This is a genomic window from Streptococcus sp. KHUD_014 (assembly GCF_051106275.1).
Lineage (GTDB): Bacteria > Bacillota > Bacilli > Lactobacillales > Streptococcaceae > Streptococcus.
Map to the genome: position 1 here is coordinate 105699 of NZ_CP193666.1, position 24715 is coordinate 130413.

At 40.1% G+C, this 24715-nt stretch carries 22 protein-coding genes and 1 pseudogene; 22 read left to right on the plus strand and 1 reads right to left on the minus strand.

The features are described 5' to 3' along the window. The first annotated feature begins 6 nt into the window (after positions 1–6). From rplQ to gap, 21 genes and pseudogenes are all read left to right on the plus strand, one after another. Entirely contained in the window at positions 7–393 is a 387-nt protein-coding gene (gene rplQ / locus ACORHT_RS00575; protein WP_000331493.1) for a 50S ribosomal protein L17, read from the plus strand. A 451-nt stretch (positions 394–844) separates the two neighbouring features. Continuing rightward, positions 845–1111: an ACT domain-containing protein gene (locus ACORHT_RS00580; RefSeq protein WP_434350259.1), complete on the plus strand. Its 267-nt coding sequence runs from the start codon at positions 845–847 to the stop codon at positions 1109–1111. An 8-nt stretch (positions 1112–1119) separates the two neighbouring features. After that, positions 1120–2457 carry a PFL family protein gene (locus tag ACORHT_RS00585; protein ID WP_434350260.1) on the plus strand — a complete coding sequence of 446 codons (1338 nt, stop codon included), beginning with the start codon at positions 1120–1122 and terminating at the stop codon, positions 2455–2457. A 308-nt stretch (positions 2458–2765) separates the two neighbouring features. Next, positions 2766–3137 (plus strand): ribonuclease P protein component, encoded by a 372-nt coding sequence (gene rnpA, locus ACORHT_RS00590; RefSeq protein WP_049510057.1) that lies wholly within the window; start codon positions 2766–2768, stop codon positions 3135–3137. Then, positions 3112–3988 (plus strand): annotated as a pseudogene (locus ACORHT_RS00595) (YidC/Oxa1 family membrane protein insertase). Before rnpA ends, ACORHT_RS00595 begins: the two are co-directional and overlap by 26 nt. Further along, positions 3960–4922 (plus strand): RNA-binding cell elongation regulator Jag/EloR, encoded by a 963-nt coding sequence (gene jag / locus ACORHT_RS00600; RefSeq protein WP_434350261.1) that lies wholly within the window; start codon positions 3960–3962, stop codon positions 4920–4922. The pseudogene ACORHT_RS00595 and the gene jag overlap by 29 nt, the downstream one beginning before the upstream one ends. 209 nt (positions 4923–5131) lie before the next feature. Then, positions 5132–5755 carry an HI_0552 family protein gene (locus tag ACORHT_RS00605; RefSeq protein ID WP_434350262.1) on the plus strand — a complete coding sequence of 208 codons (624 nt, stop codon included), beginning with the start codon at positions 5132–5134 and terminating at the stop codon, positions 5753–5755. A 130-nt stretch (positions 5756–5885) separates the two neighbouring features. Next, entirely contained in the window at positions 5886–7343 is a 1458-nt protein-coding gene (locus tag ACORHT_RS00610) for a PTS ascorbate transporter subunit IIC (protein ID WP_049548841.1), read from the plus strand. Positions 7344–7365: 22 nt separating this feature from the next. Further along, positions 7366–7647 carry a PTS sugar transporter subunit IIB gene (locus tag ACORHT_RS00615; RefSeq protein WP_000241466.1) on the plus strand — a complete coding sequence of 94 codons (282 nt, stop codon included), beginning with the start codon at positions 7366–7368 and terminating at the stop codon, positions 7645–7647. 76 nt (positions 7648–7723) lie between these two features. Beyond that, positions 7724–8209 carry a PTS sugar transporter subunit IIA gene (locus ACORHT_RS00620; protein WP_006153415.1) on the plus strand — a complete coding sequence of 162 codons (486 nt, stop codon included), beginning with the start codon at positions 7724–7726 and terminating at the stop codon, positions 8207–8209. A gap of 16 nt (positions 8210–8225) precedes the next feature. Continuing rightward, positions 8226–8891 (plus strand): 3-keto-L-gulonate-6-phosphate decarboxylase UlaD, encoded by a 666-nt coding sequence (locus tag ACORHT_RS00625; RefSeq protein WP_434350263.1) that lies wholly within the window; start codon positions 8226–8228, stop codon positions 8889–8891. A 3-nt stretch (positions 8892–8894) separates the two neighbouring features. Next, on the plus strand, positions 8895–9758 hold the full coding sequence (locus ACORHT_RS00630) for an L-ribulose-5-phosphate 3-epimerase (protein WP_434350264.1): 864 nt from the start codon (positions 8895–8897) through the stop codon (positions 9756–9758). 1 nt (position 9759) lies between these two features. Further along, positions 9760–10467, plus strand: a complete 708-nt coding sequence (locus ACORHT_RS00635) for an L-ribulose-5-phosphate 4-epimerase (RefSeq protein WP_434350265.1) — start codon at positions 9760–9762, stop codon at positions 10465–10467. Positions 10468–10633: 166 nt separating this feature from the next. After that, on the plus strand, positions 10634–12307 hold the full coding sequence (locus ACORHT_RS00640) for a BglG family transcription antiterminator (protein WP_434350266.1): 1674 nt from the start codon (positions 10634–10636) through the stop codon (positions 12305–12307). 116 nt (positions 12308–12423) lie between these two features. Beyond that, positions 12424–13515 carry an L-ascorbate 6-phosphate lactonase gene (gene ulaG / locus ACORHT_RS00645; protein WP_006153413.1) on the plus strand — a complete coding sequence of 364 codons (1092 nt, stop codon included), beginning with the start codon at positions 12424–12426 and terminating at the stop codon, positions 13513–13515. Positions 13516–13629: 114 nt separating this feature from the next. Further along, on the plus strand, positions 13630–15606 hold the full coding sequence (gene tkt / locus ACORHT_RS00650) for a transketolase (RefSeq protein ID WP_434350267.1): 1977 nt from the start codon (positions 13630–13632) through the stop codon (positions 15604–15606). Between the two features lie 140 nt (positions 15607–15746). After that, positions 15747–16067: a preprotein translocase subunit YajC gene (gene yajC, locus ACORHT_RS00655; protein ID WP_049548835.1), complete on the plus strand. Its 321-nt coding sequence runs from the start codon at positions 15747–15749 to the stop codon at positions 16065–16067. A 48-nt stretch (positions 16068–16115) separates the two neighbouring features. Beyond that, positions 16116–16571 carry a low molecular weight protein-tyrosine-phosphatase gene (locus ACORHT_RS00660; protein WP_434350268.1) on the plus strand — a complete coding sequence of 152 codons (456 nt, stop codon included), beginning with the start codon at positions 16116–16118 and terminating at the stop codon, positions 16569–16571. Beyond that, a complete protein-coding gene (locus ACORHT_RS00665) occupies positions 16546–16959 on the plus strand; it encodes a hypothetical protein (RefSeq protein ID WP_434350269.1) in 414 nt (137 codons plus the stop codon). The genes ACORHT_RS00660 and ACORHT_RS00665 overlap by 26 nt, the downstream gene beginning before the upstream one ends. A gap of 299 nt (positions 16960–17258) precedes the next feature. Continuing rightward, positions 17259–19910: a bifunctional acetaldehyde-CoA/alcohol dehydrogenase gene (adhE, locus tag ACORHT_RS00670; RefSeq protein WP_434350848.1), complete on the plus strand. Its 2652-nt coding sequence runs from the start codon at positions 17259–17261 to the stop codon at positions 19908–19910. A 265-nt stretch (positions 19911–20175) separates the two neighbouring features. Beyond that, on the plus strand, positions 20176–21186 hold the full coding sequence (gap, locus tag ACORHT_RS00675) for a type I glyceraldehyde-3-phosphate dehydrogenase (RefSeq protein WP_049492462.1): 1011 nt from the start codon (positions 20176–20178) through the stop codon (positions 21184–21186). A 254-nt stretch (positions 21187–21440) separates the two neighbouring features. On the opposite strand, the gene ACORHT_RS00680 is transcribed toward gap, so the two are convergent. After that, the gene (locus ACORHT_RS00680) at positions 21441–22322 is read right to left on the minus strand and encodes an RluA family pseudouridine synthase (RefSeq protein WP_434350270.1); all 882 of its coding nucleotides are present in this window, start codon (positions 22320–22322) and stop codon (positions 21441–21443) included. A gap of 88 nt (positions 22323–22410) precedes the next feature. Here ACORHT_RS00680 and pbp2a point away from each other — a divergent pair, with 88 nt between their 5' ends. Then, positions 22411–24636, plus strand: a complete 2226-nt coding sequence (gene pbp2a, locus ACORHT_RS00685; protein ID WP_434350271.1) for a penicillin-binding protein PBP2A — start codon at positions 22411–22413, stop codon at positions 24634–24636. Positions 24637–24715: the final 79 nt, after the last annotated feature.

Consider the following 24715-nt stretch of genomic DNA (forward strand, 5'->3'; position numbering starts at 1 on the left):
GAATAAATGGCTTACCGTAAACTAGGACGCACTAGCTCACAACGTAAAGCAATGCTTCGCGATTTGACAACTGACCTTTTGATCAACGAATCAATCGTGACTACTGAAGCTCGTGCTAAAGAAATCCGTAAAACTGTTGAAAAAATGATTACTCTAGGTAAACGTGGTGATTTGCATGCACGTCGTCAAGCAGCTGCTTTTGTACGTAATGAAATCGCATCTGAAAACTATGATGAAGCAACTGATAAGTACACTTCTACTACAGCACTTCAAAAATTGTTCTCAGAAATCGCACCTCGTTATGCTGAGCGTAACGGTGGATACACTCGTATCCTTAAAACTGAACCACGTCGTGGTGATGCAGCGCCAATGGCGATCATCGAATTAGTATAAAATCATCAATTTTGTTGAGTGTTATGATGATGGAGTCTTGTGCTCTTAGTCTAGCTCTGGTCTACCGCTAGGACTTATGTCCTAGCGGGAACACTCATCATAAGATGATAAGGTAGACGCTTGTTTACGAAATTGTTTTTTTCTTAAGAACAATTTCGTAAGCAGGCGTTTTTGAGTATTTTATTAAGAAATATGCTATACTATTGAAAAAGAAAATCAACAATGTTCATTTTTTCAAAAATATTCTATAAAGAACTTATGAGACTAGTGTTTTGTCACTCTCAAATTCTAAGCTAGTGAGTTGACAATAAAAAAATTACCTAGGATAAGATTCTCTAATAGTTTCACCTTGTATAGTTGTTCGCTTTAGGTGATTTAGTTTCTCTGGCCCTTTTTCAGACTATTTTTGTTTGGAATGGATATCGTGATTTATTGGAAACGGAGTTTAATCATGAAGGCTATAATTACAGTTGTGGGTAAAGATAAATCTGGAATTGTTGCAGGTGTTGCGACAAAAATTGCTGAGTTAGGCTTAAATATCGATGATATTTCACAAACAGTTTTAGATGAGTATTTTACCATGATGGCAGTTGTTACCAGTGATGAAAAGCAAGATTTCACTTATCTTAGAAGTGAATTTGAAACATTTGGACAGATTTTGAATGTCAAAATTAATATTCAAAGTGCAGCTATTTTTGATGCTATGTACAATATCTAGGAGGGGTCATGGATATTAGACAAGTTACCGAAACAATCGCTATGATTGAGGAGCAGAATTTTGATATTCGGACAATCACTATGGGTATCTCTCTCTTAGACTGTATTGATCCAGATATCAATCGTGCTGCAGATAAAATATATGAAAAGATTACTAGAAAAGCAGCTAATTTAGTGGCTGTTGGAGATGAAATTGCGGCTGAGTTAGGAATTCCCATTGTAAATAAACGTGTGTCCGTAACTCCAATTTCCTTGATCGGTGCTGCTACAGATGCAAGGGACTATGTTCCATTAGCCAAGGCTTTGGACAGAGCTGCTAAGGAAATTGGTGTTGATTTTATTGGTGGTTTTTCAGCCTTGGTACAAAAGGGTTATCAAAAAGGTGATGAAATCCTTATCAACTCCATTCCTCGTGCTTTGGCAGAAACAGATAAGGTTTGTTCATCGGTAAATATCGGTTCTACCAAATCGGGTATCAATATGACTGCAGTAGCGGATATGGGGCGTATTATCAAGGAGACAGCTTCTCTGTCTGATATGGGTGCTGCTAAATTAGTTGTATTTGCCAACGCGGTAGAGGACAATCCTTTTATGGCAGGTGCTTTCCATGGAGTTGGTGAAGCAGATGTTATCATCAATGTCGGAGTTTCTGGTCCTGGTGTGGTGAAGCGTGCTCTGGAAAAAGTTCGTGGAGAGAGCTTTGACGTTGTAGCAGAAACTGTTAAAAAGACAGCCTTCAAGATTACCCGTATTGGTCAATTAGTCGGTCAGATGGCTAGTGAGCGTCTGGGAGTGGATTTTGGAATTGTCGATCTGAGTTTGGCTCCAACTCCAGCAGTGGGTGATTCTGTAGCTCGTGTTCTTGAAGAAATGGGACTGGAAACAGTTGGGACCCATGGAACGACGGCTGCTTTGGCTCTCTTAAACGACCAAGTTAAGAAGGGCGGAGTTATGGCCTGCAACCAAGTGGGTGGTTTGTCTGGTGCCTTTATCCCTGTTTCTGAGGATGAGGGAATGATTGCTGCTGTGCAAAATGGCTCTCTTAATTTGGAAAAATTAGAAGCTATGACGGCTATCTGTTCAGTTGGTTTGGATATGATTGCCATTCCTGAGGATACACCTGCAGAAACGATTGCTGCGATGATTGCGGATGAAGCTGCTATCGGGGTCATCAATATGAAAACAACAGCTGTACGTATTATTCCAAAAGGAAAAGAAGGCGACATGATTGAGTTTGGCGGGCTTTTAGGAACAGCTCCAGTCATGAAAGTCAACGGTGCATCGTCTGTTGATTTCATTGCACGTGGAGGGCAAATTCCAGCTCCAATCCATAGTTTTAAAAATTAAAAAGAAATTGAATCTGTTTAAGTTGGGTTTAAGAATAGACAGGTATACTATAATCATTAAATAAAGACCTCCTAACTTTTTCATAATAATCTCCTACAAAAGTCACTCCAAAGGGTGACTTTTGTTTTTTCTGATCAGAAATGAGCAGACTTGTACGACCAAATTTGAGAAATTTTTGAAAAAAGATGATGATTTTAGAGTGAAAATATGTCTTTTTATTAGGTAAACATGGGCTAAAACCTTGCTATTATTGGCTTTTTGAAAAATTATGGTATAATAGTAGTAGTTTTAATAGATGGAGTTGAATTTTGAAAAAACGCTTTCGTGTAAAAAAAGAGAAAGATTTTAATGCAATATTTAAAGAAGGGAAGAGTTTTGCTAATCGTAAATTTGTTATTTATCGATTAGAAAATAATGAGCAGCATTTTCGAGTTGGTCTGTCTGTCAGCAAAAAATTGGGAAACGCTGTCATGAGAAATCAGATCAAAAGAAGAATTCGACATATTCTGATTGAACATAAAAATCAGCTGGTTGAAAATGTAGATTTTGTTGTGATTGCTCGAAAAGGTGTTGAAATCTTGGACTACGCGGAAATGGAAAAAAATCTGCTTCACGTATTAAAGTTATCAAAGATTTACCAGGAAGGAATTGGGAGTGAAAAAGAAATTACAGTTGACTAGCTTAATGGTGCTTGCTTTGTTTGTGATGAGCGCCTGCACAGCTAGTGGTACGCCGAGTGAAATTACAGCGGAATCAACAGATTTTTGGAGTAAATTTGTTTATTTTTTTGCTGAAACCATTCGCTTTTTATCATTTGACACAAGTATTGGTCTGGGGATTATATTATTTACCCTTCTGATTAGAACGATTCTTCTACCAGTTTTCCAAATACAAATGGTAGCATCCAGAAAGATGCAAGAAGTACAACCACTGGTTAGGGAGTTGCGAGAACGTTATCCGGGACGGGATATAGAGAGTCGTACTAAACTAGACCAAGAAATGCGTCAGTTATTTAAGCAGCATGGTGTCAAGCAGTCAGCTTCTCTGTGGCCAATCTTAATCCAGATGCCAGTCTTGTTGGCCTTGTTCCAAGCTTTGAGTAGAGTAGAATTTCTAAAAACAGGTCATTTCTTATGGATTAACCTTGGTGGTGTAGATACGACTTTTGTTTTGCCAATTTTGGCGGCTATCTTTACTTTCCTTAGCACTTGGTTATCCAATAAGGCCATGGTTGAGAAAAATGGCGCCATGACAGGAATGATGTATGCAATGCCAGTCATGATTTTCTTCTTTGCCATGTATTCACCAAGTGGGGTTGCCTTATACTGGGCGGTATCCAATGCTTATCAGGTGCTACAAACCTATCTGCTTAACAATCCATTTAAGATTATTGCAGAGCGTGAGGCGGGAGTAAAGGCTCAGAAGGATTTAGAAGGTAAGAAGAGAAAAGCTCTGAAGAAAGCACAGAAAAAGAAAAAGTAAAAGTAAGGAGGAATCTTGTAATGGTATTATTTACAGGTTCAACGGTTGAAGAAGCGATCCAGACGGGATTGAATGAAATGGGAATTCCTAGAATGAAGGCGCATATTAAGGTCGTATCAAGGGAGAAAAAAGGATTCTTTGGCCTTTTTGGGAAGAAACCAGCGCAAGTGGATATCGAAGCTATTAGTGAGACAACTGTCGTTAAGGCGAATCAGCAAGCAGTCAAGGGGGTTCCGAAGGAAGTTAATGCCAAGAATGAACCAGTTAAGACTGTTAGTGAGGCAACCGTAGACTTAGGGCATGTTGTTGAAGCCATTAAGAAAATCGAGGAAGAAGGGCAAGGCATCTCTGATGAGGTTAAGGCTGAAATTCTGAAAAATGAAAAAGAAGCGAGCACGATTCTCCAGGAGACTGGTCATATTGCCATTCTAAAAGATTTACTGCCAGAAGAGCCTAAAGAGCAGGAAGTAGTAGGACAAGAACAGAATGATGATTTAGAAAATCTAGGTTTGAAGATCGAGCCAACCTATGATATTGACCAGGTGGTTGAAGAAGTAACCAACTATGTTCAAGGTATTATTGATGATATGGATGTTGAGGGAGCAATTTCAAGCACTTCAAATCGCCGTTCTATCAATATGCAAATCGATACTAATGAACCAGGTCGTATTATCGGTTACCACGGGAAGGTCTTGAAATCTCTCCAACTTTTAGCACAGAATTATCTCTATAATCGCTATTCAAGAACCTTCTATATTACCATCAATGTTAATGACTATGTAGAGCACCGTGCGGAAGTTTTGCAGAGCTATGCACAAAAATTAGCTACACGTGTCCTAGAAGATGGTCGTAGTCAGGTGACAGATCCAATGTCTAGCAGCGAACGTAAAATTATCCATCGTATTATTTCACGTATGGAAGGTGTCACTAGTTATTCAGAAGGTGATGAACCAAATCGTTACGTTGTGGTTGATACAGAATAAAATAGAAGAGGCTGGGACAAAATTCCTAGCCTCTCAATTGTCTTTGGATTGTCGAGCAAGACGCAGTGGTTGAGTGGGCTCTACTACGCTGATTTCATCAGCTTTTACAGCCCTACTCAACTGTGCGGAGGTGGGACGACGAAATCGAATTCTAACGAATTACCGATTTCTGTCCCACTCTCTTTTGCTAGCTAAAGGAGGTTGATCCTATGTTGAATACAATGAGAGACTATCTAGCTTTCTCTGGTTTGCAGTATCAAAAACCAGAGAAGGCAGGACAAGATGCGGAGAAAATGCTTTATTTGAGGAGTAAGGGACAGGAAGCTAGAAAGACTTTTACAGAACTGGCCAAAGCTTTTCAATCAAGGCATCCAGAATGGATACTGCAAGGAACGAGTCAGTGGATGAATCAAGCCCAACGTTTGCGACCGCATTTCTGGGCCTATTTACAGCGTGAAGGGGAAGTGACAGAGCCTATGTTGGCCCTTCGTTTATATGGAAGCCCTTCTGATTTTGGAGTTTCACTAGAAGTGAGTTTTATCGAACGTAAGAAGGATGAGCGAACATTAGACAAACAAGCCAAGGTCTTAGAAGTTCCAGTGGTAGAAGGGATTTACTATCTAGTCTACTCAGATGGAGAAAGTCAAAAGATGGAGGCTACTGAGGAAAATCGCCAAGTTTTAAGGAAAAAAATCTCCCATCAGGAAGTCCGCAAAGTTTTAGTGAAGGCAGATGTTCCAGTGACTGCAAATTCATCTGAAGAAGATATCGTGGAAAATTTATTGAAATCTTATGATAAAATTCTTCCATTTTATCTAGCTACGAGAAACTAAGCTAATCATTAAAATATCATAAATCATACAGTCCAAGAGTGAACAGTCCGCTGTGTAATTCTTGGTCTTTTTGTTTCCGTTTTCAAAGTATATAATAAACCTACAAAAACAATTAAAAAGGAGAACAATTATGGAAGTCATTTCAAGTGTTCTAAATTGGTTTTCTAGCAATATTTTGCAGAATCCCGCATTTTTCGTAGGTTTATTGGTGCTAATAGGATATGCACTTTTGAAAAAACCTGCTCATGACGTTTTCTCAGGTTTCGTTAAAGCAACAGTAGGGTATATGTTGCTCAACGTGGGTGCTGGTGGTTTGGTTACAACCTTCCGTCCAATCTTGGCAGCCCTTAACTACAAATTCCAAATCGGTGCAGCGGTTATTGACCCTTACTTTGGACTTGCTGCAGCAAACAACAAAATTGCAGCAGAGTTTCCAGATTTCGTTGGAACTGCAACTACAGCTCTCTTGATTGGATTTGGAGTGAATATCTTGCTTGTAGCTCTTCGCAAGATTACGAAAGTAAGAACCCTCTTTATTACTGGTCACATCATGGTACAACAAGCTGCGACTGTATCTCTTATGGTTCTATTCTTAGTTCCACAATTGCGCAATGCTTATGGTACAGCAGCTATTGGTATCATCTGTGGCCTTTACTGGGCAGTTAGTTCAAATATGACTGTTGAGGCAACTCAACGCTTGACTGGTGGCGGCGGATTTGCGATTGGTCACCAACAACAATTTGCAATCTGGTTTGTAGATAAAGTAGCAGGACGCTTTGGTAAGAAAGAAGAAAGCCTAGACAATCTTAAATTGCCTAAATTCCTCTCTATCTTCCACGATACAGTTGTTGCATCTGCTACTTTGATGCTCGTATTCTTCGGAGCCATTCTTTTAATCTTGGGTCCAGACATTATGTCTAATAAAGAAGTCATTACTTCAGGAACTCTATTCAATCCTGCTAAACAAGATTTCTTTATGTACATTATCCAAACAGCCTTCACCTTCTCAGTTTACTTGTTCGTTTTGATGCAAGGTGTCCGCATGTTCGTATCTGAGTTGACAAACGCCTTCCAAGGTATTTCAAACAAATTGTTGCCAGGTTCATTCCCAGCGGTTGACGTTGCAGCTTCTTATGGATTTGGTTCTCCAAACGCTGTTTTGTCTGGATTTGCCTTTGGTTTGATTGGTCAATTGATTACAATTGTCTTGCTCATCGTCTTTAAAAACCCTATCCTTATTATTACAGGATTTGTACCAGTGTTCTTTGATAACGCAGCAATTGCAGTCTACGCTGATAAACGTGGTGGCTGGAAAGCAGCTGTTATCCTGTCCTTCATCTCAGGTGTCCTCCAAGTTGCTCTAGGAGCTCTCTGTGTAGCCCTTCTTGATTTGGCATCTTATGGTGGTTACCATGGAAACATTGACTTTGAATTCCCATGGCTTGGATTTGGATACATCTTCAAATACCTCGGTATTGTCGGTTATGTACTTGTGTGTCTCTTCTTGCTTGTTATTCCTCAACTTCAATTTGCCAAAGCAAAAGATAAAGAAAAATACTACAAGGGTGAAGTTCAAGAAGAAGCTTAGGATCTAGAAAAGGAGAAATAAAATGGTTAAAGTATTAGCAGCGTGCGGAAATGGAATGGGTTCATCTATGGTTATCAAGATGAAGGTTGAAAATGCCCTCCGTAAGCTTAATCAAACAGATTTTACAGTCAATTCATGCAGTGTCGGTGAAGCAAAAGGTTTAGCAGCAGGCTATGACATCGTAATCGCTTCTCTTCATTTGATCCAAGAATTGGAAGGTCGGACTAATGGGAAGTTAATTGGGCTTGACAACTTGATGGATGATAAAGAAATCACTGAAAAACTCAGTCAAGCACTACAGTAAAAGGTTGGAGGGGGCTGGACAGAAACTGAGAGTCATCGTTTCTGTCCTTCTCCCTCTTTAAATAAAGGAGGCAGATATGAATTTAAAACAAGCTTTAATTGAAAATGACTCGATCCGACTAGGTTTAGAAGCTAAAGACTGGAAAGAAGCAGTCAAGGTAGCAGTAGATCCCTTGATTGATAGTGGAGCAATTTTGCCAGAGTATTACGATGCTATCATCGAATCGACTGAAGAGTATGGTCCTTACTATATCTTGATGCCAGGTATGGCTATGCCCCATGCTAGACCTGAAGCTGGAGTGCAAAGAGATGCCTTTTCATTGATTACCTTGCAAAATCCTGTTGTATTTTCAGATGGGAAAGAGGTCTCTGTTTTGTTGGCACTAGCAGCAACAAGCTCAAAAATTCACACAAGTGTAGCCATTCCACAAATCATTGCCTTATTTGAATTAGAAGATTCTATTGCACGTTTACAGGCTTGCCAGACTAAAGAAGATGTCTTGGCGATGATTGAAGAATCTAAAGATAGCCCTTATCTCGAAGGATTGGATTTGGAAAGTTAGAAAGAGGAATAAAGAGATGACAAAAAGAATACCTAATTTACAAGTTGCATTAGACCATTCAGACTTGCAAGGCGCGATTAAAGCAGCTGTTTCTGTTGGTCAGGAAGTAGATATTATCGAAGCTGGAACTGTTTGCTTGCTTCAAGTTGGAAGTGAACTGGTTGAGGTTTTGCGCAGTCTTTTCCCGGATAAAATTATTGTGGCAGACACAAAATGTGCCGATGCTGGTGGAACAGTTGCCAAAAATAATGCCGTTCGTGGAGCAGATTGGATGACTTGTATCTGTTGTGCAACAATCCCTACTATGGAAGCAGCTCTAAAGGCTATCAAGGCTGAACGTGGAGACCGAGGCGAAATCCAGATTGAACTTTATGGCGATTGGACTTTTGAACAAGCTCAGCTTTGGCTAGATGCTGGTATCTCACAAGCTATCTATCACCAATCTCGTGATGCCCTTCTTGCTGGTGAAACTTGGGGTGAAAAAGATCTTAATAAGGTTAAAAAACTCATTGACATGGGCTTCCGTGTGTCTGTAACAGGTGGTCTAGATGTAGATACTCTCAAACTTTTTGAAGGTGTTGATGTCTTTACCTTTATCGCAGGTCGTGGAATTACAGAGGCTGCAGATCCAGCAGGAGCAGCGCGTACCTTCAAGGATGAAATCAAACGAATTTGGGGGTAAACCATGGCACGTCCGATTGGAATTTATGAAAAGGCGACCCCGGCACACTTTACTTGGTTAGAACGTTTAAATTTTGCCAAGGAGTTAGGCTTTGATTTTGTCGAGATGTCTATTGATGAACGTGACGAGCGTTTAGCAAGACTGGACTGGAGCAAGGAAGAACGCTTGGAAGTTGTCAAAGCGATCTATGAAACTGGTGTTCGTATTCCTTCTATCTGTTTTTCAGGTCATCGTCGCTACCCATTGGGATCAAATGATCCAGTTCTAGAGGAAAAATCTCTGAAACTCATGAAAAAATGTATCGAATTAGCCCAAGACTTGGGAGTTCGTACTATTCAATTAGCTGGTTACGACGTCTACTATGAGGAAAAGTCACCCCAGACACGCCAACGTTTTATCAAAAATTTGAGAAAAGCTTGTGACTGGGCTGAAGAAGCTCAGGTGGTACTTGCTATTGAAATTATGGATGATCCTTTCATCAATAGCATCGAAAAATACTTGGCTGTAGAAAAAGAGATTGACTCTCCCTACCTCTTTGTCTACCCAGATATTGGTAATGTGTCTGCATGGCATAATGATGTATACAGTGAATTTTATCTTGGCCATCATGCCATCGCAGCTCTCCATCTCAAGGATACTTATGCAGTGACAGAAAGTTCAAAGGGCCAATTCCGAGATGTACCTTTTGGGCAAGGTTGTGTCAAATGGGAAGAAGCTTTCGATATTTTAAAACAAACTAATTATAATGGACCTTTCCTAATCGAAATGTGGTCTGAAAATTGTGAAACTGTAGAAGAAACACGCGCAGCCATTCAAGAGGCGCAAGCTTTTCTTTATCCACTAATTAAGAAAGCAGGTTTGATGTAAGATGAATCAAGTAATCAATGCTATGCGTAAACGAGTCTGTGATGCCAATCAATCATTGCCAAAACATGGACTTGTCAAATTTACCTGGGGCAATGTATCGGAAGTCAATCGCGAACTCGGTGTCATTGTTATCAAACCATCAGGCGTAGATTATGACGAATTGACCCCTGAAAACATGGTGGTGACTGACCTAGATGGCAAGGTTCTAGAAGGAGATTTGAGACCATCTTCTGATCTTCCAACTCATGTACAATTATATAAAGCTTGGCCAGCCATTGGTAGTGTGGTTCATACCCATTCGACGGAAGCCGTTGGTTGGGCTCAGGCAGGCCGTGATATTCCTTTCTACGGAACAACCCATGCGGATTATTTCTACGGTTCAATCCCTTGCGCCCGTAGTTTGACCAAGGATGAAGTAGAAGTAGCCTATGAAAAAGATACTGGTCTGGTCATCGTGGAAGAGTTTGAACGTCGTGGTCTTAACCCTGTTGAGGTACCAGGGATTGTCGTACGTAATCACGGTCCATTCACCTGGGGCAAAAATCCAGAGAATGCTGTCTATCACTCTGTTGTACTAGAGGAAGTGTCTAAGATGAATCGCTTCACAGAGCAAATCAATCCAAGAGTTGAACCTGCTCCCCAGTACATCCTAGAAAAGCACTACCAACGTAAACATGGACCAAATGCTTATTACGGTCAAAAGAAATAAGAAATTGAATTGAAAAGAGGCTGGGACCTTTCGATCCAAGCCTCGCTTTTGTAGTTGTAAATATCCAGTGTTAAAAATTTACAGCATATAATTGCAAAGTCTTTACGAATGTGATACCATTATAAAGTTGTTTTGGAAGCGATTGACAAATAGAGGAGTATGAATTATGGTTTTAGATAAGGCGAGTTGTGACTTGCTTCAATATTTGATGGATCAAGAAACGTCCAAAACGATTATGACGATTTCGAAAGATCTAGCTCAATCTCGAAGAAAAATCTACTATCACATTGATAAAATCAATGATGCTCTGGATGATGAGAATTTGCACATCATCAGTCTGCCCCGGATTGGTATCCACTTAACCGAGGAACAAAGAGAAGCTTGTCGTCAATTATTAGACGAAGTTGATTCTTATGATTACATCATGAGTGCCAACGAGCGAATGCAGTTGATGCTTCTTCTGATTGGTATTTCCAAAGAGAGAATCACACTTGAAAAACTCATGGAATTAACAGAAGTTTCTCGAAATACAGTCCTTAATGATTTAAATAGCATTCGTTACCAGCTAACCTTGGAGCAGTATCAAGTAACGCTTCAAGTTAGTAAATCTCGAGGCTATTATCTAAATGCGCACCCTCTTAATAAAATCCAATATCTTCAATCCCTTCTCTATCATGTCTTTATGGAAGAAAATCCAGCCTTTGTAGCTATTTTAGAGGAGAAAATCAAGGAGCGATTAGAAGATGAGAAGCTTCTTTCTGATGAAGTCAACCAATTCCTCAAAAAGCAAGTTCCACTGGTTGAGCAAAATTTAGGGAAAAAAATAAACCATCACGAAGTTACCTTTATGTTGCAGGTTCTTCCCTATCTCCTACTAGGGTGTGATACCGTTACTCGTAATCAGGATAAACATCAAGAAATTGATCAAGAATTTTCATTGATTCGAAAGAGGATAGAATATCAGGTGTCTAAGAAACTAGGAGAACGCTTGTTTGAAACATTTGGCATCTCGTTTTCAGAATTAGATACATCTCTCTTGGCCATTCTTTTGTTATCCTATCGAAAAGATCGAGACATCCATGCAGAAAGTAAAGATTTTCAACATTTGAGAATGGCTTTAGAAGAGTTTATTTGGTATTTTGAATCTCAAACCAGAATGGAGATTGAACAGAAAGAAGACTTGTTGAGGAATCTCGTGATTCATTGTAAGGCTCTACTATTTAGAAAAAATTATGGGATCTTCTCAAAAAATCCTTTGACACGTCAGATTCGTTCCAAGTATAGTGAGCTTTTCGTAATCACAAAAAAATGTGCTGAAGTGCTAGAAGAAGCCTGGCAGATTCGATTGACGGATGATGAGATTGCCTATCTGACCATTCACGTTGGAGGATTTTTAAAGTATACTCCATCGATTCAAAACAATACCAAGAAAATTTATATTGTGTGTGATGAAGGAGTGGGCGTTTCTAAACTCTTACTTAAACAATGCCGCTTCTATCTTCCAAATGAACAGATAGGGGCAGTCTTTACCACTGAGCAGTTCAAAAGCGTGGAGGATATTACTCAGGTTGATTTGCTACTTACAACAAACGATGAACTTGAGAGTCGCTTCCCAGTGCTAAAGGTAAATCCTATACTTGAAGCAGAAGATATTTTACGCATGACAGACTTTATGAAAAACAAGGTCCTTCGAAAAGATGGTCGCACTTTTAAGGATAATCTCTCAACCATTATTGCCACCTATATATCTGATAAACACGCTGCAGCAAAATTACAAGAAGAAATTCAACTTTTAATCAACCAAGAATTAGTCATCCAAGCTTTTTTAGATGAATCATAAACATCACAGTCCAATGATGAACACAAGCCTGTGTTTTTCTTGGTCTTTTTTAATATATCGGTCGGTGTTATACTAAGTATGAAATAAATACTTGAACAAAATATGGAGGATTTCAAATGCCAAACGTAAAAGAAATTACAAGAGAATCATGGATTTTAGCTACTTTTCCAGAGTGGGGAACATGGTTGAACGAAGAAATCGAAGAAGAAGTCGTTCCTGAAGGAAACTTTGCCATGTGGTGGTTAGGCAACTGTGGTACTTGGATTAAAACACCAGGTGGTGCTAACGTTGTCATGGACCTTTGGTCAAACCGTGGAAAATCAACTAAAAAAGTGAAAGATATGGTTCGTGGACACCAAATGGCAAATATGGCAGGTGTTCGTAAATTACAACCAAACTTGCGCGTTCAGCCAATGGTTATCGATCCATTTGCTATCAATGAACTTGACTACTACTTGGTTTCACACTTCCACAGTGACCATATCGACCCATATACAGCTGCAGCAATTCTCAACAATCCTAAGTTAGAGCATGTTAAGTTTATCGGACCTTACCATTGTGGACGAATCTGGGAAGGATGGGGGGTTCCAAAAGAACGCATCATCGTTGTCAAACCAGGTGATACTATCGAACTAAAAGATATGAAGATTCATGCAGTAGAATCATTTGACCGTACTTGCTTGGTAACTCTACCAGTAAACGGTGCTGATGAGACAGGTGGTGAACTTGCTGGCTTAGCTGTTACTGATGAAGAAATGGCTCAAAAGGCTGTTAACTATGTCTTTGAAACACCAGGTGGAACCATCTATCATGGTGCAGATTCTCACTTCTCAAACTATTTTGCGAAACATGGCAAAGACTTTAAAATTGATGTTGCTTTGAATAACTATGGTGAAAATCCAGTAGGTATCCAAGATAAAATGACATCTATCGACCTTCTTCGCATGGCAGAAAATCTACGTGCTAAAGTTATTATCCCAGTTCACTATGATATCTGGTCTAACTTCATGGCTTCTACTAATGAAATTCTAGAACTTTGGAAAATGAGAAAAGATCGTTTGCAATACGATTTCCATCCATTTATCTGGGAAGTTGGTGGAAAATACACTTATCCTCAAGACCAACACTTAATAGAATATCATCATCCACGTGGTTTTGATGACTGCTTCGAACAAGACTCAAATATCCAATTCAAAGCCTTGCTTTAATATAAAAATTTTTTCTGGAGGTTATCCGTATGTTGCACGATACGGATAATTTTCATATAATAGTACAAATAGAATATGTGATAGACCTATCACCTCAAAGAGAAAGGAAATTCTATGTCAAATCTATCTGTTAATGCGATTCGTTTTCTAGGTATTGACGCTATCAATAAAGCCAATTCAGGTCACCCAGGGGTAGTCATGGGTGCAGCTCCGATGGCCTACAGTCTTTTTACAAAAAATCTCCGTATCAATCCAGCCCAACCAAACTGGATTAACCGCGACCGTTTTATTCTTTCAGCGGGTCATGGTTCAATGCTCCTCTATGCCCTCCTTCACCTTTCTGGTTTTGAAGATGTGAGTATGGATGAGGTGAAGAACTTCCGTCAATGGGGTTCTAAAACACCAGGTCACCCAGAGTTCGGGCATACAGCAGGAGTTGATGCCACAACAGGTCCTCTAGGACAAGGGATTGCAACTGCGACAGGTTTTGCACAAGCAGAACGTTTCCTTGCAGCTAAGTACAACCGTGAAGGTTATAACATCTTTGACCACTACACTTACGTTATCTGTGGAGATGGTGACTTGATGGAAGGTGTCTCAAGTGAAGCTGCTTCTTATGCAGGCTTGCAAAAGCTTGACAAGTTGGTTGTTCTTTATGATTCAAATGATATCAACTTGGATGGTGAGACAAAAGATTCTTTCACAGAAAGTGTCCGCGATCGTTACAATGCTTATGATTGGCATACAGCCTTGGTAGAAGATGGAACAGACTTAGAAGCTATTCATGCTGCTATCGAAGAAGCTAAGGCTTCAGGAAAACCATCTTTGATCGAAGTGAAAACTGTTATTGGTTATGGTTCTCCAAACAAACAAGGGACTAATGCCGTACACGGTGCTCCTCTTGGAGCGGATGAAACTGTAGCAACTCGCCAGGAACTTGGTTGGAACTATGAACCATTTGAAATCCCAGCGGAAGTTTATGCTGATTTCAAAGAAAATGTTGCAGACCGTGGTGCATCAGCTTATGAAGCATGGACAAAACTGGTCGCAGATTACAAAGAAGCTCACCCAGAACTTGCTGCAGAAGTGGAAGCAATTATCGAAGGACGCGATCCAGTTGAGTTGACTCCAGAAGCCTTCCCAGCTTTAGAAAATGGCTTCTCTCAAGCAACTCGTAACTCAAGCCAAGATGCCTTGAATGTTGTGGCAGCTAAGTTGCCAACCTTCCTTGGTGGATCAGCTGACCTCGCACATTCAAATATGACTTACATCAAAACTGATGGACTTCAAGATGATGCAAATCGCTTGAATCGCAACATCCAGTTTGGTGTTCGTGAATTTGCAATGGGTACTGTCTTGAACGGAATGTCTCTTCACGGTGGACTTCGAGTTTACGGAGGAACTTTCTTCGTATTCTCAGATTACCTGAAAGCAGCAGTTCGTTTGTCAGCTCTACAAGGTCTTCCAGTGACTTATGTCTTCACTCACGATTCAATCGCAGTTGGTGAAGATGGACCAACTCATGAACCTATTGAGCACTTGGCAGGTCTTCGTGCGATTCCAAACCTTAATGTTTTCCGCCCAGCAGATGCGCGTGAAACACAAGCAGCTTGGTATCAAGCAGTTAAAAGCGAGAAAACTCCGACTGTTCTTGTCTTGACTCGTCAAAACTTGACTGTTGAGGAAGGAACAGACTTTGACAAGGTTGCGAAAGGTGCTTATGTCGTTTATGAAAATGCAGCAGACTTCGACACTATCTTGATTGCGACTGGTTCAGAGGTTAATCTTGCTGTTGCAGCTGCTAAAGAATTGGCAAGTCAAGGTAGCAAGGTGCGCGTGGTCAGCATGCCATCTACAGATGTCTTCGATGCGCAAGATGCAGCCTACAAGGAAGAGATTCTACCAAATGCAGTTCGTCGTCGTGTAGCAGTAGAAATGGGAGCAACTCAAAACTGGTACAAATACGTTGGTCTTGATGGAGCGGTTCTTGGTATTGATACTTTTGGAGCTTCTGCCCCAGCACCAAAAGTTTTAGCAGAGTTTGGCTTTACAGTTGAAAACCTTGTAGAACTTGTGAATAACTTGAAATAATCTAGAGGCATATTAAAAAAGTCGAGGTTGGGAAATTTTCGTCCCAGCCTCTTTCTTGATATAAAAGCATGGCCTAATCTTGTAAAAACACGTAAAATTTGTTATAGTAGTTTTATCTGAATTACAAAGGAGTAAAAATAATGGGTGGGAATTTAACATTTTTGATTATGCTTGTCTTGATGTTGGGCTTGATGTTCTTCATGCAACGTTCTCAAAAGAAACAAGCGGAAAAACGTATGGAGAGCCTCAATAAGCTTCAAAAAGGCTACGAAGTAATCACTATCGGTGGTCTCTACGGTACAGTCGACGAAGTAGACACAGAAAACAGAACAATTGTTCTTGATGTTGATGGCGTGTACCTAACCTTCGAACTAGCAGCAATTCGAACTGTTTTGCCAGTCAAAGAAGCTGTGACACCTGAAGGGGCTGTTATTGAAGACAGCAGTGCTATTGAAGAATAAAACGGGGTGGATCACATTCCCGTTTTTCTATAAGTGAGAGGAAGAGTAATGAAAAAAATTGCTTTTGTCTGTCTTGGTAATATTTGCCGTAGTCCTATGGCAGAATTTGTGATGAAATCCCTGACTGATAAATATGAGATTCAAAGTCGAGCAACTTCTTCATGGGAACATGGTAATCCAATCCATAAAGGAACTCAAGGAATCTTCCGAAGTCATGGTGTTCCTTATGATTCTTCAAAAACTTCCCAGCAAATTTCCAAAGAAGATTTTGAGTACTTTGACTATATCATTGGTATGGATGAGTCAAACCTCGCTGATTTATACCAGATGTGTCCACAGGATCAACAGTCTAAGATACAACCGTTTGCATCTGAAAGCGTTCCAGACCCATGGTATACAGGTGATTTTGAAGAAACTTACGATCGGATTTCAACCGGTTGTCGAGCTTGGTTAACTCGCTTAGAAAATGAGAGTGAAAATGGAAAATATAAAGAAACTCTATGAAAAATACAGTGTCTATTTGACACGTCCTCGACTAGAAATCGCGACAGTAATCATCATTGTTGTCTGCGCAGGGTTAGTATTTCTGACAAATCTTCCCAAGCAAGGAGTTCTCAAACTGGATGGGGATACCATTGTTTACGATGGAAGCCTAGTTCGTGGTAAGATGAATGGTCAGGGAACTGTTACCTTTGCAAACGGTGATAGCTATACTGGAGAATTTAGTAATGGAGCCTTCAATGGTAAAGGCACCTACCAAGCCAAAGAAGGCTGGGTATATGAGGGTGATTTTGTAAATGGCCAAGCTGAGGGAAAAGGAAAATTGACTACTGAACAAGAAGTAGTTTATGAGGGAGACTTTAAGCAAGGTTTGTTCCAACAAGCACAGTAACCTCCTCCTAGAAGGAGGTCTTCTTTCAGAATATAAGAAAACGCTTACATGGAAACAAAAGGTATTTCCATCCCCTCTTTACAATTAAGTTTGTGAAAAATAAAACTTTTTTAAAAACATTCACAAACTAGTGGCTCAAAAGCATCTGCAAAAGGGTGTTTGACATCATTTTCACAAACAAACAAAAAAGTTTGTGAAATGATCATGAAACTGTTTACAAATTTTAAAAAAAGAGTTATAATAAACTTGTGAAAAAATTAACAAAGGACTTACAATCCTTGAAAGCTATGGAGGAAAATATGGCTGATAAAAAAACTGTAACACCAGAAGAAAAGAAACTCGCTGCTGAAAAGCATGTCGATGGTTTGGTGCAAAAAGCTTTAGTTGCCCTTGAAGAAATGCGTAAACTCGACCAAGATCAAGTCGATTATATCGTAGCAAAAGCTTCAGTTGCAGCACTTGATGCTCACGGAGAATTGGCTTTACATGCCTTTGAAGAAACAGGACGTGGAGTATTTGAAGACAAAGCAACTAAAAACCTATTTGCTTGTGAGCACGTAGTAAACAACATGCGCCACACTAAAACAGTTGGTGTTATCGAAGAAGATGATGTAACAGGATTGACTCTTATCGCTGAACCAGTTGGTGTTGTTTGTGGTATCACTCCAACAACTAACCCAACTTCAACAGCAATCTTTAAAGCGTTGATTTCATTGAAGACTCGTAATCCTATTGTCTTTGCATTCCACCCATCAGCTCAAGAATCATCAGCTCACGCAGCTCAAATCGTGCGTGATGCAGCGATTAAAGCAGGTGCTCCTGAAAACTGTGTACAGTGGATTACTGAACCATCTATGGAAGCAACTAGTGCGCTTATGAACCACGAAGGTATTGCAACAATCCTTGCAACAGGTGGTAATGCCATGGTTAAAGCGGCTTACTCATGTGGTAAACCAGCTCTTGGGGTAGGTGCCGGTAACGTTCCAGCTTATGTTGAAAAATCAGCTAACATCCGCCAAGCTGCTCACGATATTGTAATGTCTAAATCATTTGACAACGGTATGGTCTGTGCATCTGAACAAGCGGTTATCATTGATAAAGAAATTTATGATGAATTTGTAGCAGAGTTCAAATCTTACCACACTTACTTTGTAAACAAAAAAGAAAAAGCTCTTCTTGAAGAGTTCTGCTTCGGCGTGAAAGCAAACAGCAAAAACTGTGCTGGTGCAAAATTGAACGCTGACATCGTTGGTAAACCAGCAACTTGGATTGCAGAACAAGCAGGATTTACTGTTCCAGAAGGAACAAACATTCTTGCTGCAGAATGTAAAGAAGTTGGTGAAAACGAGCCATTGACTCGTGAAAAATTGTCACCAGTTATCGCAGTTTTGAAATCTGAAAGCCGTGAAGATGGTATTGCTAAAGCTCGTCAAATGGTTGAATTTAACGGACTTGGGCACTCAGCAGCCATCCATACTGCTGATGAAGAATTGACTAAAGAATTTGGTAAAGCTGTTAAAGCTATTCGTGTTATCTGTAACTCACCTTCTACTTTCGGTGGTATCGGGGACGTTTATAATGCCTTCTTGCCATCATTGACACTCGGATGTGGTTCTTACGGACGTAACTCAGTTGGGGATAACGTTAGCGCCATCAACCTCTTGAACATCAAAAAAGTCGGAAGACGGAGAAATAACATGCAGTGGATGAAACTTCCTTCAAAAACATACTTTGAACGTGATTCAATTCAATACCTTCAAAAATGTCGTGACGTTGAGCGTGTCATGATCGTTACTGACCACGCTATGGTAGAGCTTGGCTTCCTTGATCGTATCATCGAACAACTTGACCTTCGTCGCAATAAGGTTGTTTACCAAATCTTTGCAGATGTAGAACCAGATCCAGACATCACAACAGTTGAACGTGGTACTGAGATTATGCGTGCTTTCAAACCAGATACAATCATCGCTCTCGGTGGTGGATCACCAATGGATGCTGCTAAAGTAATGTGGCTCTTCTACGAGCAACCAGAAGTGGACTTCCGTGACCTTGTACAAAAATTCATGGATATCCGTAAACGTGCCTTCAAATTCCCATTGCTTGGTAAGAAGACTAAATTCATTGCTATCCCAACTACATCTGGTACAGGATCTGAAGTAACTCCGTTTGCCGTTATCTCTGATAAAGCAAACAACCGTAAATACCCAATCGCTGACTACTCATTGACACCAACTGTGGCAATCGTAGACCCTGCTTTGGTATTGACAGTTCCTGGATTTGTTGCTGCTGATACTGGTATGGACGTATTGACTCACGCAACTGAAGCTTACGTATCACAAATGGCTAGCGACTACACTGATGGTCTTGCGCTTCAAGCTATCAAACTTGTATTCGAAAATCTTGAAAGCTCAGTTAAGAATGCAGACTTCCACTCACGTGAGAAAATGCATAACGCTTCAACAATCGCTGGTATGGCCTTTGCGAATGCCTTCCTAGGTATTTCTCACTCAATGGCTCACAAGATTGGTGCGCAATTCCACACAGTTCACGGACGTACAAATGCAATCTTGCTTCCATACGTTATCCGTTACAACGGTACTCGCCCAGCTAAGACAGCTACATGGCCTAAGTACAACTACTACCGTGCAGACGAGAAATATCAAGATATCGCTCGTATGCTTGGACTTCCAGCTTCTACACCAGAAGAAGGGGTTGAATCTTTTGCAAAAGCTGTTTACGAACTCGGTGAGCGCGTAGGTATCCAAATGAACTTCAAAGCACAAGGAATCGATGAAAAAGAATGGAAAGAACATTCTCGTGAATTGGCCTTTCTTGCTTATGAAGATCAATGTTCACCAGCTAACCCACGTCTTCCAATGGTTGACCATATGCAAGAAATCATCGAAGATGCTTACTATGGTTACAAAGAAAGACCAGGACGCCGTAAATAATTAATTATCAGCCAAAACCGAGGGGAACCTCGGTTTTTTATGGTTAGAGAGTGTATTTTCATAAAAAATTGCTAGCATGAGAGTCAGATGCAAGGCCAAGTAAAGAAATGAAAATATTACCAAAGCTTGTCAGAAAAACAAGGCCAGCGCTTGCAATTAAACTCAAATAGTTATATAATAGGTTTGTTGAAAGGTGATTTGTAGTGATTCAAGTTACTCTTTTCACAATAAAATTTTCATGATTTTCATAAGGAGGAAATCACTAATGGTAGTTAAAGTTGGTATTAACGGTTTCGGACGTATCGGTCGTCTTGCTTTCCGCCGTATCCAAAACGTAGAAGGTGTTGAAGTTACTCGCATCAACGACCTTACAGATCCAGTTATGCTTGCACACTTGTTGAAATATGACACAACTCAAGGTCGTTTCGACGGAACTGTGGAAGTTAGAGAAGGTGGATTTGAAGTTAACGGTAAATTCATCCGTGTTTCTGCTGAACGTGATCCAGAACAAATCGACTGGGCTAACGACGGTGTAGAAATCGTTCTTGAAGCTACTGGTTTCTTTGCTAAGAAAGCAGCTGCTGAAAAACACTTACACCCAGGTGGAGCTAAGAAAGTTGTTATTACTGCTCCTGGTGGAAACGACGTTAAAACAGTTGTATTCAACACTAACCACGATGTTCTTGATGGTACTGAAACAGTTATCTCAGGTGCTTCATGTACTACAAACTGCTTGGCTCCAATGGCTAAAGCTCTTCAAGACAACTTTGGTGTTGTAGAAGGATTGATGACTACTATCCACGCTTACACTGGTGACCAAATGATCCTTGACGGACCACACCGTGGTGGTGACCTTCGTCGTGCTCGCGCTGGTGCAGCAAACATCGTTCCTAACTCAACTGGTGCTGCTAAAGCTATCGGTCTTGTAATCCCAGAATTGAACGGTAAACTTGACGGATCTGCACAACGCGTTCCAACTCCAACTGGATCAGTTACTGAATTGGTTGCTGTTCTTGAAAAGAACGTTACTGTTGATGAAGTGAACGCAGCTATGAAAGCAGCTTCAAACGAATCATACGGTTACACAGAAGATCCAATCGTATCTTCAGATATCGTAGGTATGTCTTACGGATCATTGTTTGACGCAACTCAAACTAAAGTTCTTGACGTTGACGGTAAACAATTGGTTAAAGTTGTTTCATGGTACGACAACGAAATGTCATACACTGCACAACTTGTACGTACTCTTGAATACTTCGCTAAAATCGCTAAATAATTCTTGAGTTGATAAAAGCAAGGCCAACTGGTCTTGCTTTTTCTTATTTGCTTAGAAATAGAAAAAGAGGCTGGAACAAAATTCCGGCCTCGATAATTATAAGAAATGATTTTTGACGCGTAAACTGATTGAACTTTCAAACTTCTCAAAAGTTCCCTTGACGAAAACTAAATTTTACTATCTATGATCTCTAGTTTTCTGCTGGATTGTTGAAGTCTAGGGAATGAGAAAACCGAGCCTTCGCTTACCGAATACTATTGAATGGACCTTGATTTTAAATGTGCCTCGAAAGAGTCGGACAAGGCATTTAAAGTTAATTTTTCAAGAGTTAAGGGATGTGTGAAGGAAAGTTTATAGGCGTGGAGCATGAGTCTACTTGTTTTTGAATTTGGATTGTAGAGAGGGTCCCCGAGGATTGGATGTCCATGGTGAGATAGGTGGACTCGAATCTGATGAGTACGTCCTGTTTTTAATCTACACTGAACGAGACTGGTTTTGTTTTGAAACAGCTTTAATCGAGTCACATGGGTTTCGGCATACTGACCGTTTTTAGGATCAACAAGACGTTTTCGACGATCATGGCGATCACGACCAATTTTATCACGGAAAACAAGTTCTTTTCTTCCGACCTTACCAGCCACTAGTGCCCAGTACTCTCGAGAGATTTCTTTTTTTTCCAATAAACGATTGAGAATGGGGAGGATGAAGGGATTTTTAGCAAAAAGTACTAAACCACTTGTTTCCATATCTAGTCTATGAACCACATAACAGGTTTGCCCTGTGTAAGCTGACACGTGATTGAGGAGGGCAATCTCATCAGGTTGATTCCCGTGAGTTTTCATCCCCTCAGGTTTGTTGACAACGATTAAATGTTGGTCTTGGTAGACTTCTTGGATAAGATTTGGATCACCCCAAGGGATTTCCTTACTAGGATAATCATCAGAATCAAAAGTTAACTGACATTCATCACCAGGTTTAATAATTTGATGCCAGTGAACTTGTTCTTTGTTGATGAGAATATTCTTTTTTGTCCTCAGAAAATGACGGATTTTTCTCGGAATGAGTAGTTGTTCCTCCAGGAAAAATTTGACGGTCATTTCAGGCAAGGAATCTGGAATAATAAAGGTAAATTTCATACAGATATTGTAACAAAAAATAATCTATTTGGACAGAGAAACTAGCTAAATTCTTGTCTTCCTAAGGGGAAGATGATAAAATAAACGCATGAAATTAGAAAATCTATTTGAAAAATTCCTTTCTTTGTTTAAGAAAGAAGAGAATGAAAGTCCAGAAACAGAAAATGACGACACTTGTAAGGAAGAAAACACGACGAGTAACTTGCGACGGTCGAGAGGAGACCGAAAGAAAGTAGGCCAAGTTGGACCAATTCGCAAATTTTGGCGTCGCTACCATCTGACGAAAATCGTCCTCATCCTAGGACTTAGTGCCAGTTTGTTCGTTGGAGTCTATCTATTTGCCTTGGCTAAATCAACAAATGTTACAGACCTGCAAAATGCTTTAAAAACACGAACTGTGATCTTTGATAGAGAGGAGAATGAAGCAGGGGCCTTATCGGGGCAAAAGGGAACTTATGTTGAGCTTGCTGATATTAGTGAAGATTTACAAAATGCAGTCATCGCAACTGAAGATCGAAGCTTTTATAAAAATGATGGAATTAACTATGCTCGTTTCTTTATGGCAATATTGACAGCAGGGAGATCGGGTGGAGGTTCTACCATTACTCAGCAGTTGGCGAAAAATGCTTATCTTTCACAGGACCAGACTGTGCAGAGAAAGGCAAAAGAATTCTTCCTTGCCTTGGAACTAACCAAAAAATACAGTAAAAAAGAAATTCTAACCATGTATTTGAACAACGCCTACTTTGGTAATGGAGTTTGGGGTGTTGAGGATGCAAGTAAAAAGTATTTTGGGGTTTCAGCTTCACAATTAACTCTCGATGAAGCGGCTACTCTAGCGGGAATGCTTAAAGGACCGGAATTATACAATCCTTTAAGTTCGCTTGAAGATTCTACTAATCGTAGGGATACTGTTTTGCAAAATATGGTTGCAGCTGGGTTTATTGATAAGGATACGGAAACAACATCAGCTAGTGTTGATATGGCTTCTCGGTTGTACGATACTTATGAAGGAAAAATATCAGATTACAGATACCCGTCTTATTTTGACGCGGTTGTCAATGAAGCGGTTGAAAAGTATAACTTAACAGAAGAAGAAATTGTGAACAACGGTTATCGTATATATACGGAGCTAGATCAGAATTACCAGGCAAATATGCAGGTCATTTATGAAAATACCTCTTTGTTCCCAACGGCGGAAGATGGAACGCATGCTGAATCAGGTAGTGTCGCCTTGGAGACTAAAACAGGAGGCGTACGAGGAGTTGTAGGTCGTGTAGCTGGTGATGATAAAACAGGTTTCCGTAATTTTAACTATGCAACTCAGTCAAAAAGAAGTCCAGGATCCACTATTAAACCTTTAGTGGTTTATACGCCAGCGGTTGAAGCAGGTTGGGCCCTAAATAAAGACTTAGATAATCATACTATGCAATATGATGACTATAAAGTAGACAACTATGCGGGGATCAAGACATCAAGGGAAGTGCCGATGTATCAAGCCTTGGCTGAATCTCTAAACTTGCCTGCAGTAGCAACCGTGAAAGAACTGGGTATCGATAAAGCTTTTGAGGCAGGAGAAAAATTCGGCCTCAATATGACTAATGTCGATAGAGTACTAGGAGTCGCCTTGGGTGGAGGTGTGGAAACCAATCCGCTTCAGATGGCTCAGGCATATGCAGCATTTGCAAATGAAGGGTTAATGCCAGAAGCTCACTTTATCACCCGAATCGAAAACGCCAGTGGTCAAGTGATTGCAAGTCATAATAATACTCAAAAACGAGTTATTGACAAGTCAGTTGCCGATAAGATGACTAGTATGATGCTAGGAACCTTTACAAACGGTACAGGGATCAGTTCGTCTCCAGATGATTACGTCATGGCTGGGAAAACAGGAACGACTGAGGCGGCCTTTAACCCAGAATATACAAGTGATCAATGGGTTATTGGCTATACGCCTGATTTAGTGATTAGCCACTGGCTCGGTTTTCCGACTACTGATGAAAATCATTATCTAGCAGGTTCTACTTCAAATGGAGCTGCTCATATCTTTAGAAGTATGGCGGAAACAATCCTACCATATACACCAGGTAGCACCTTTACAGTAGAAAATGCCTATAAGTTAAATGGTATTGCGCCAGAAAATATACGTAAACAAACATCAAATGATACTAGTGCACAGTCGGATGATATATTAGCGGAGATTCGTGGACGAGCACAAAATTTGGTTGATGAAGCAGGAAAAGCAATTTCAGATGCTAAGATTAAAGAAAAAGCACAGACGGTTTGGGATACTATTGTAGACCTTTTCCGCTAATTTATGTAAAAGATGAGGATATAAAAACCTTGTCTTTTTTTATTCCTAGTTTTTACAATAGAGTTAAGAAAGGAATAAT

What these genes read in the sequence shown, in the direction of transcription:
- ACORHT_RS00630 (WP_434350264.1), top strand. Translation starts at nt 8,895, where the DNA reads ATGGCACGTCCGATTGGAATTTATGAAAAGGCGACCCCGGCACACTTT.
- ACORHT_RS00665 (WP_434350269.1), top strand. Translation starts at nt 16,546, where the DNA reads ATGGAAAATATAAAGAAACTCTATGAAAAATACAGTGTCTATTTGACA.
- ACORHT_RS00605 (WP_434350262.1), top strand. Translation starts at nt 5,132, where the DNA reads ATGTTGAATACAATGAGAGACTATCTAGCTTTCTCTGGTTTGCAGTAT.
- ACORHT_RS00620 (WP_006153415.1), top strand. Translation starts at nt 7,724, where the DNA reads ATGAATTTAAAACAAGCTTTAATTGAAAATGACTCGATCCGACTAGGT.
- ACORHT_RS00680 (WP_434350270.1), bottom strand. Translation starts at nt 22,322, where the DNA reads ATGAAATTTACCTTTATTATTCCAGATTCCTTGCCTGAAATGACCGTC.
- gap (WP_049492462.1), top strand. Translation starts at nt 20,176, where the DNA reads ATGGTAGTTAAAGTTGGTATTAACGGTTTCGGACGTATCGGTCGTCTT.
- adhE (WP_434350848.1), top strand. Translation starts at nt 17,259, where the DNA reads ATGGCTGATAAAAAAACTGTAACACCAGAAGAAAAGAAACTCGCTGCT.
- jag (WP_434350261.1), top strand. Translation starts at nt 3,960, where the DNA reads ATGGTATTATTTACAGGTTCAACGGTTGAAGAAGCGATCCAGACGGGA.
- ACORHT_RS00580 (WP_434350259.1), top strand. Translation starts at nt 845, where the DNA reads ATGAAGGCTATAATTACAGTTGTGGGTAAAGATAAATCTGGAATTGTT.
- tkt (WP_434350267.1), top strand. Translation starts at nt 13,630, where the DNA reads ATGTCAAATCTATCTGTTAATGCGATTCGTTTTCTAGGTATTGACGCT.
- yajC (WP_049548835.1), top strand. Translation starts at nt 15,747, where the DNA reads ATGGGTGGGAATTTAACATTTTTGATTATGCTTGTCTTGATGTTGGGC.
- ACORHT_RS00585 (WP_434350260.1), top strand. Translation starts at nt 1,120, where the DNA reads ATGGATATTAGACAAGTTACCGAAACAATCGCTATGATTGAGGAGCAG.
- ACORHT_RS00615 (WP_000241466.1), top strand. Translation starts at nt 7,366, where the DNA reads ATGGTTAAAGTATTAGCAGCGTGCGGAAATGGAATGGGTTCATCTATG.
- ulaG (WP_006153413.1), top strand. Translation starts at nt 12,424, where the DNA reads ATGCCAAACGTAAAAGAAATTACAAGAGAATCATGGATTTTAGCTACT.
- rplQ (WP_000331493.1), top strand. Translation starts at nt 7, where the DNA reads ATGGCTTACCGTAAACTAGGACGCACTAGCTCACAACGTAAAGCAATG.
- ACORHT_RS00660 (WP_434350268.1), top strand. Translation starts at nt 16,116, where the DNA reads ATGAAAAAAATTGCTTTTGTCTGTCTTGGTAATATTTGCCGTAGTCCT.
- ACORHT_RS00610 (WP_049548841.1), top strand. Translation starts at nt 5,886, where the DNA reads ATGGAAGTCATTTCAAGTGTTCTAAATTGGTTTTCTAGCAATATTTTG.
- ACORHT_RS00625 (WP_434350263.1), top strand. Translation starts at nt 8,226, where the DNA reads ATGACAAAAAGAATACCTAATTTACAAGTTGCATTAGACCATTCAGAC.
- pbp2a (WP_434350271.1), top strand. Translation starts at nt 22,411, where the DNA reads ATGAAATTAGAAAATCTATTTGAAAAATTCCTTTCTTTGTTTAAGAAA.
- ACORHT_RS00635 (WP_434350265.1), top strand. Translation starts at nt 9,760, where the DNA reads ATGAATCAAGTAATCAATGCTATGCGTAAACGAGTCTGTGATGCCAAT.
- ACORHT_RS00640 (WP_434350266.1), top strand. Translation starts at nt 10,634, where the DNA reads ATGGTTTTAGATAAGGCGAGTTGTGACTTGCTTCAATATTTGATGGAT.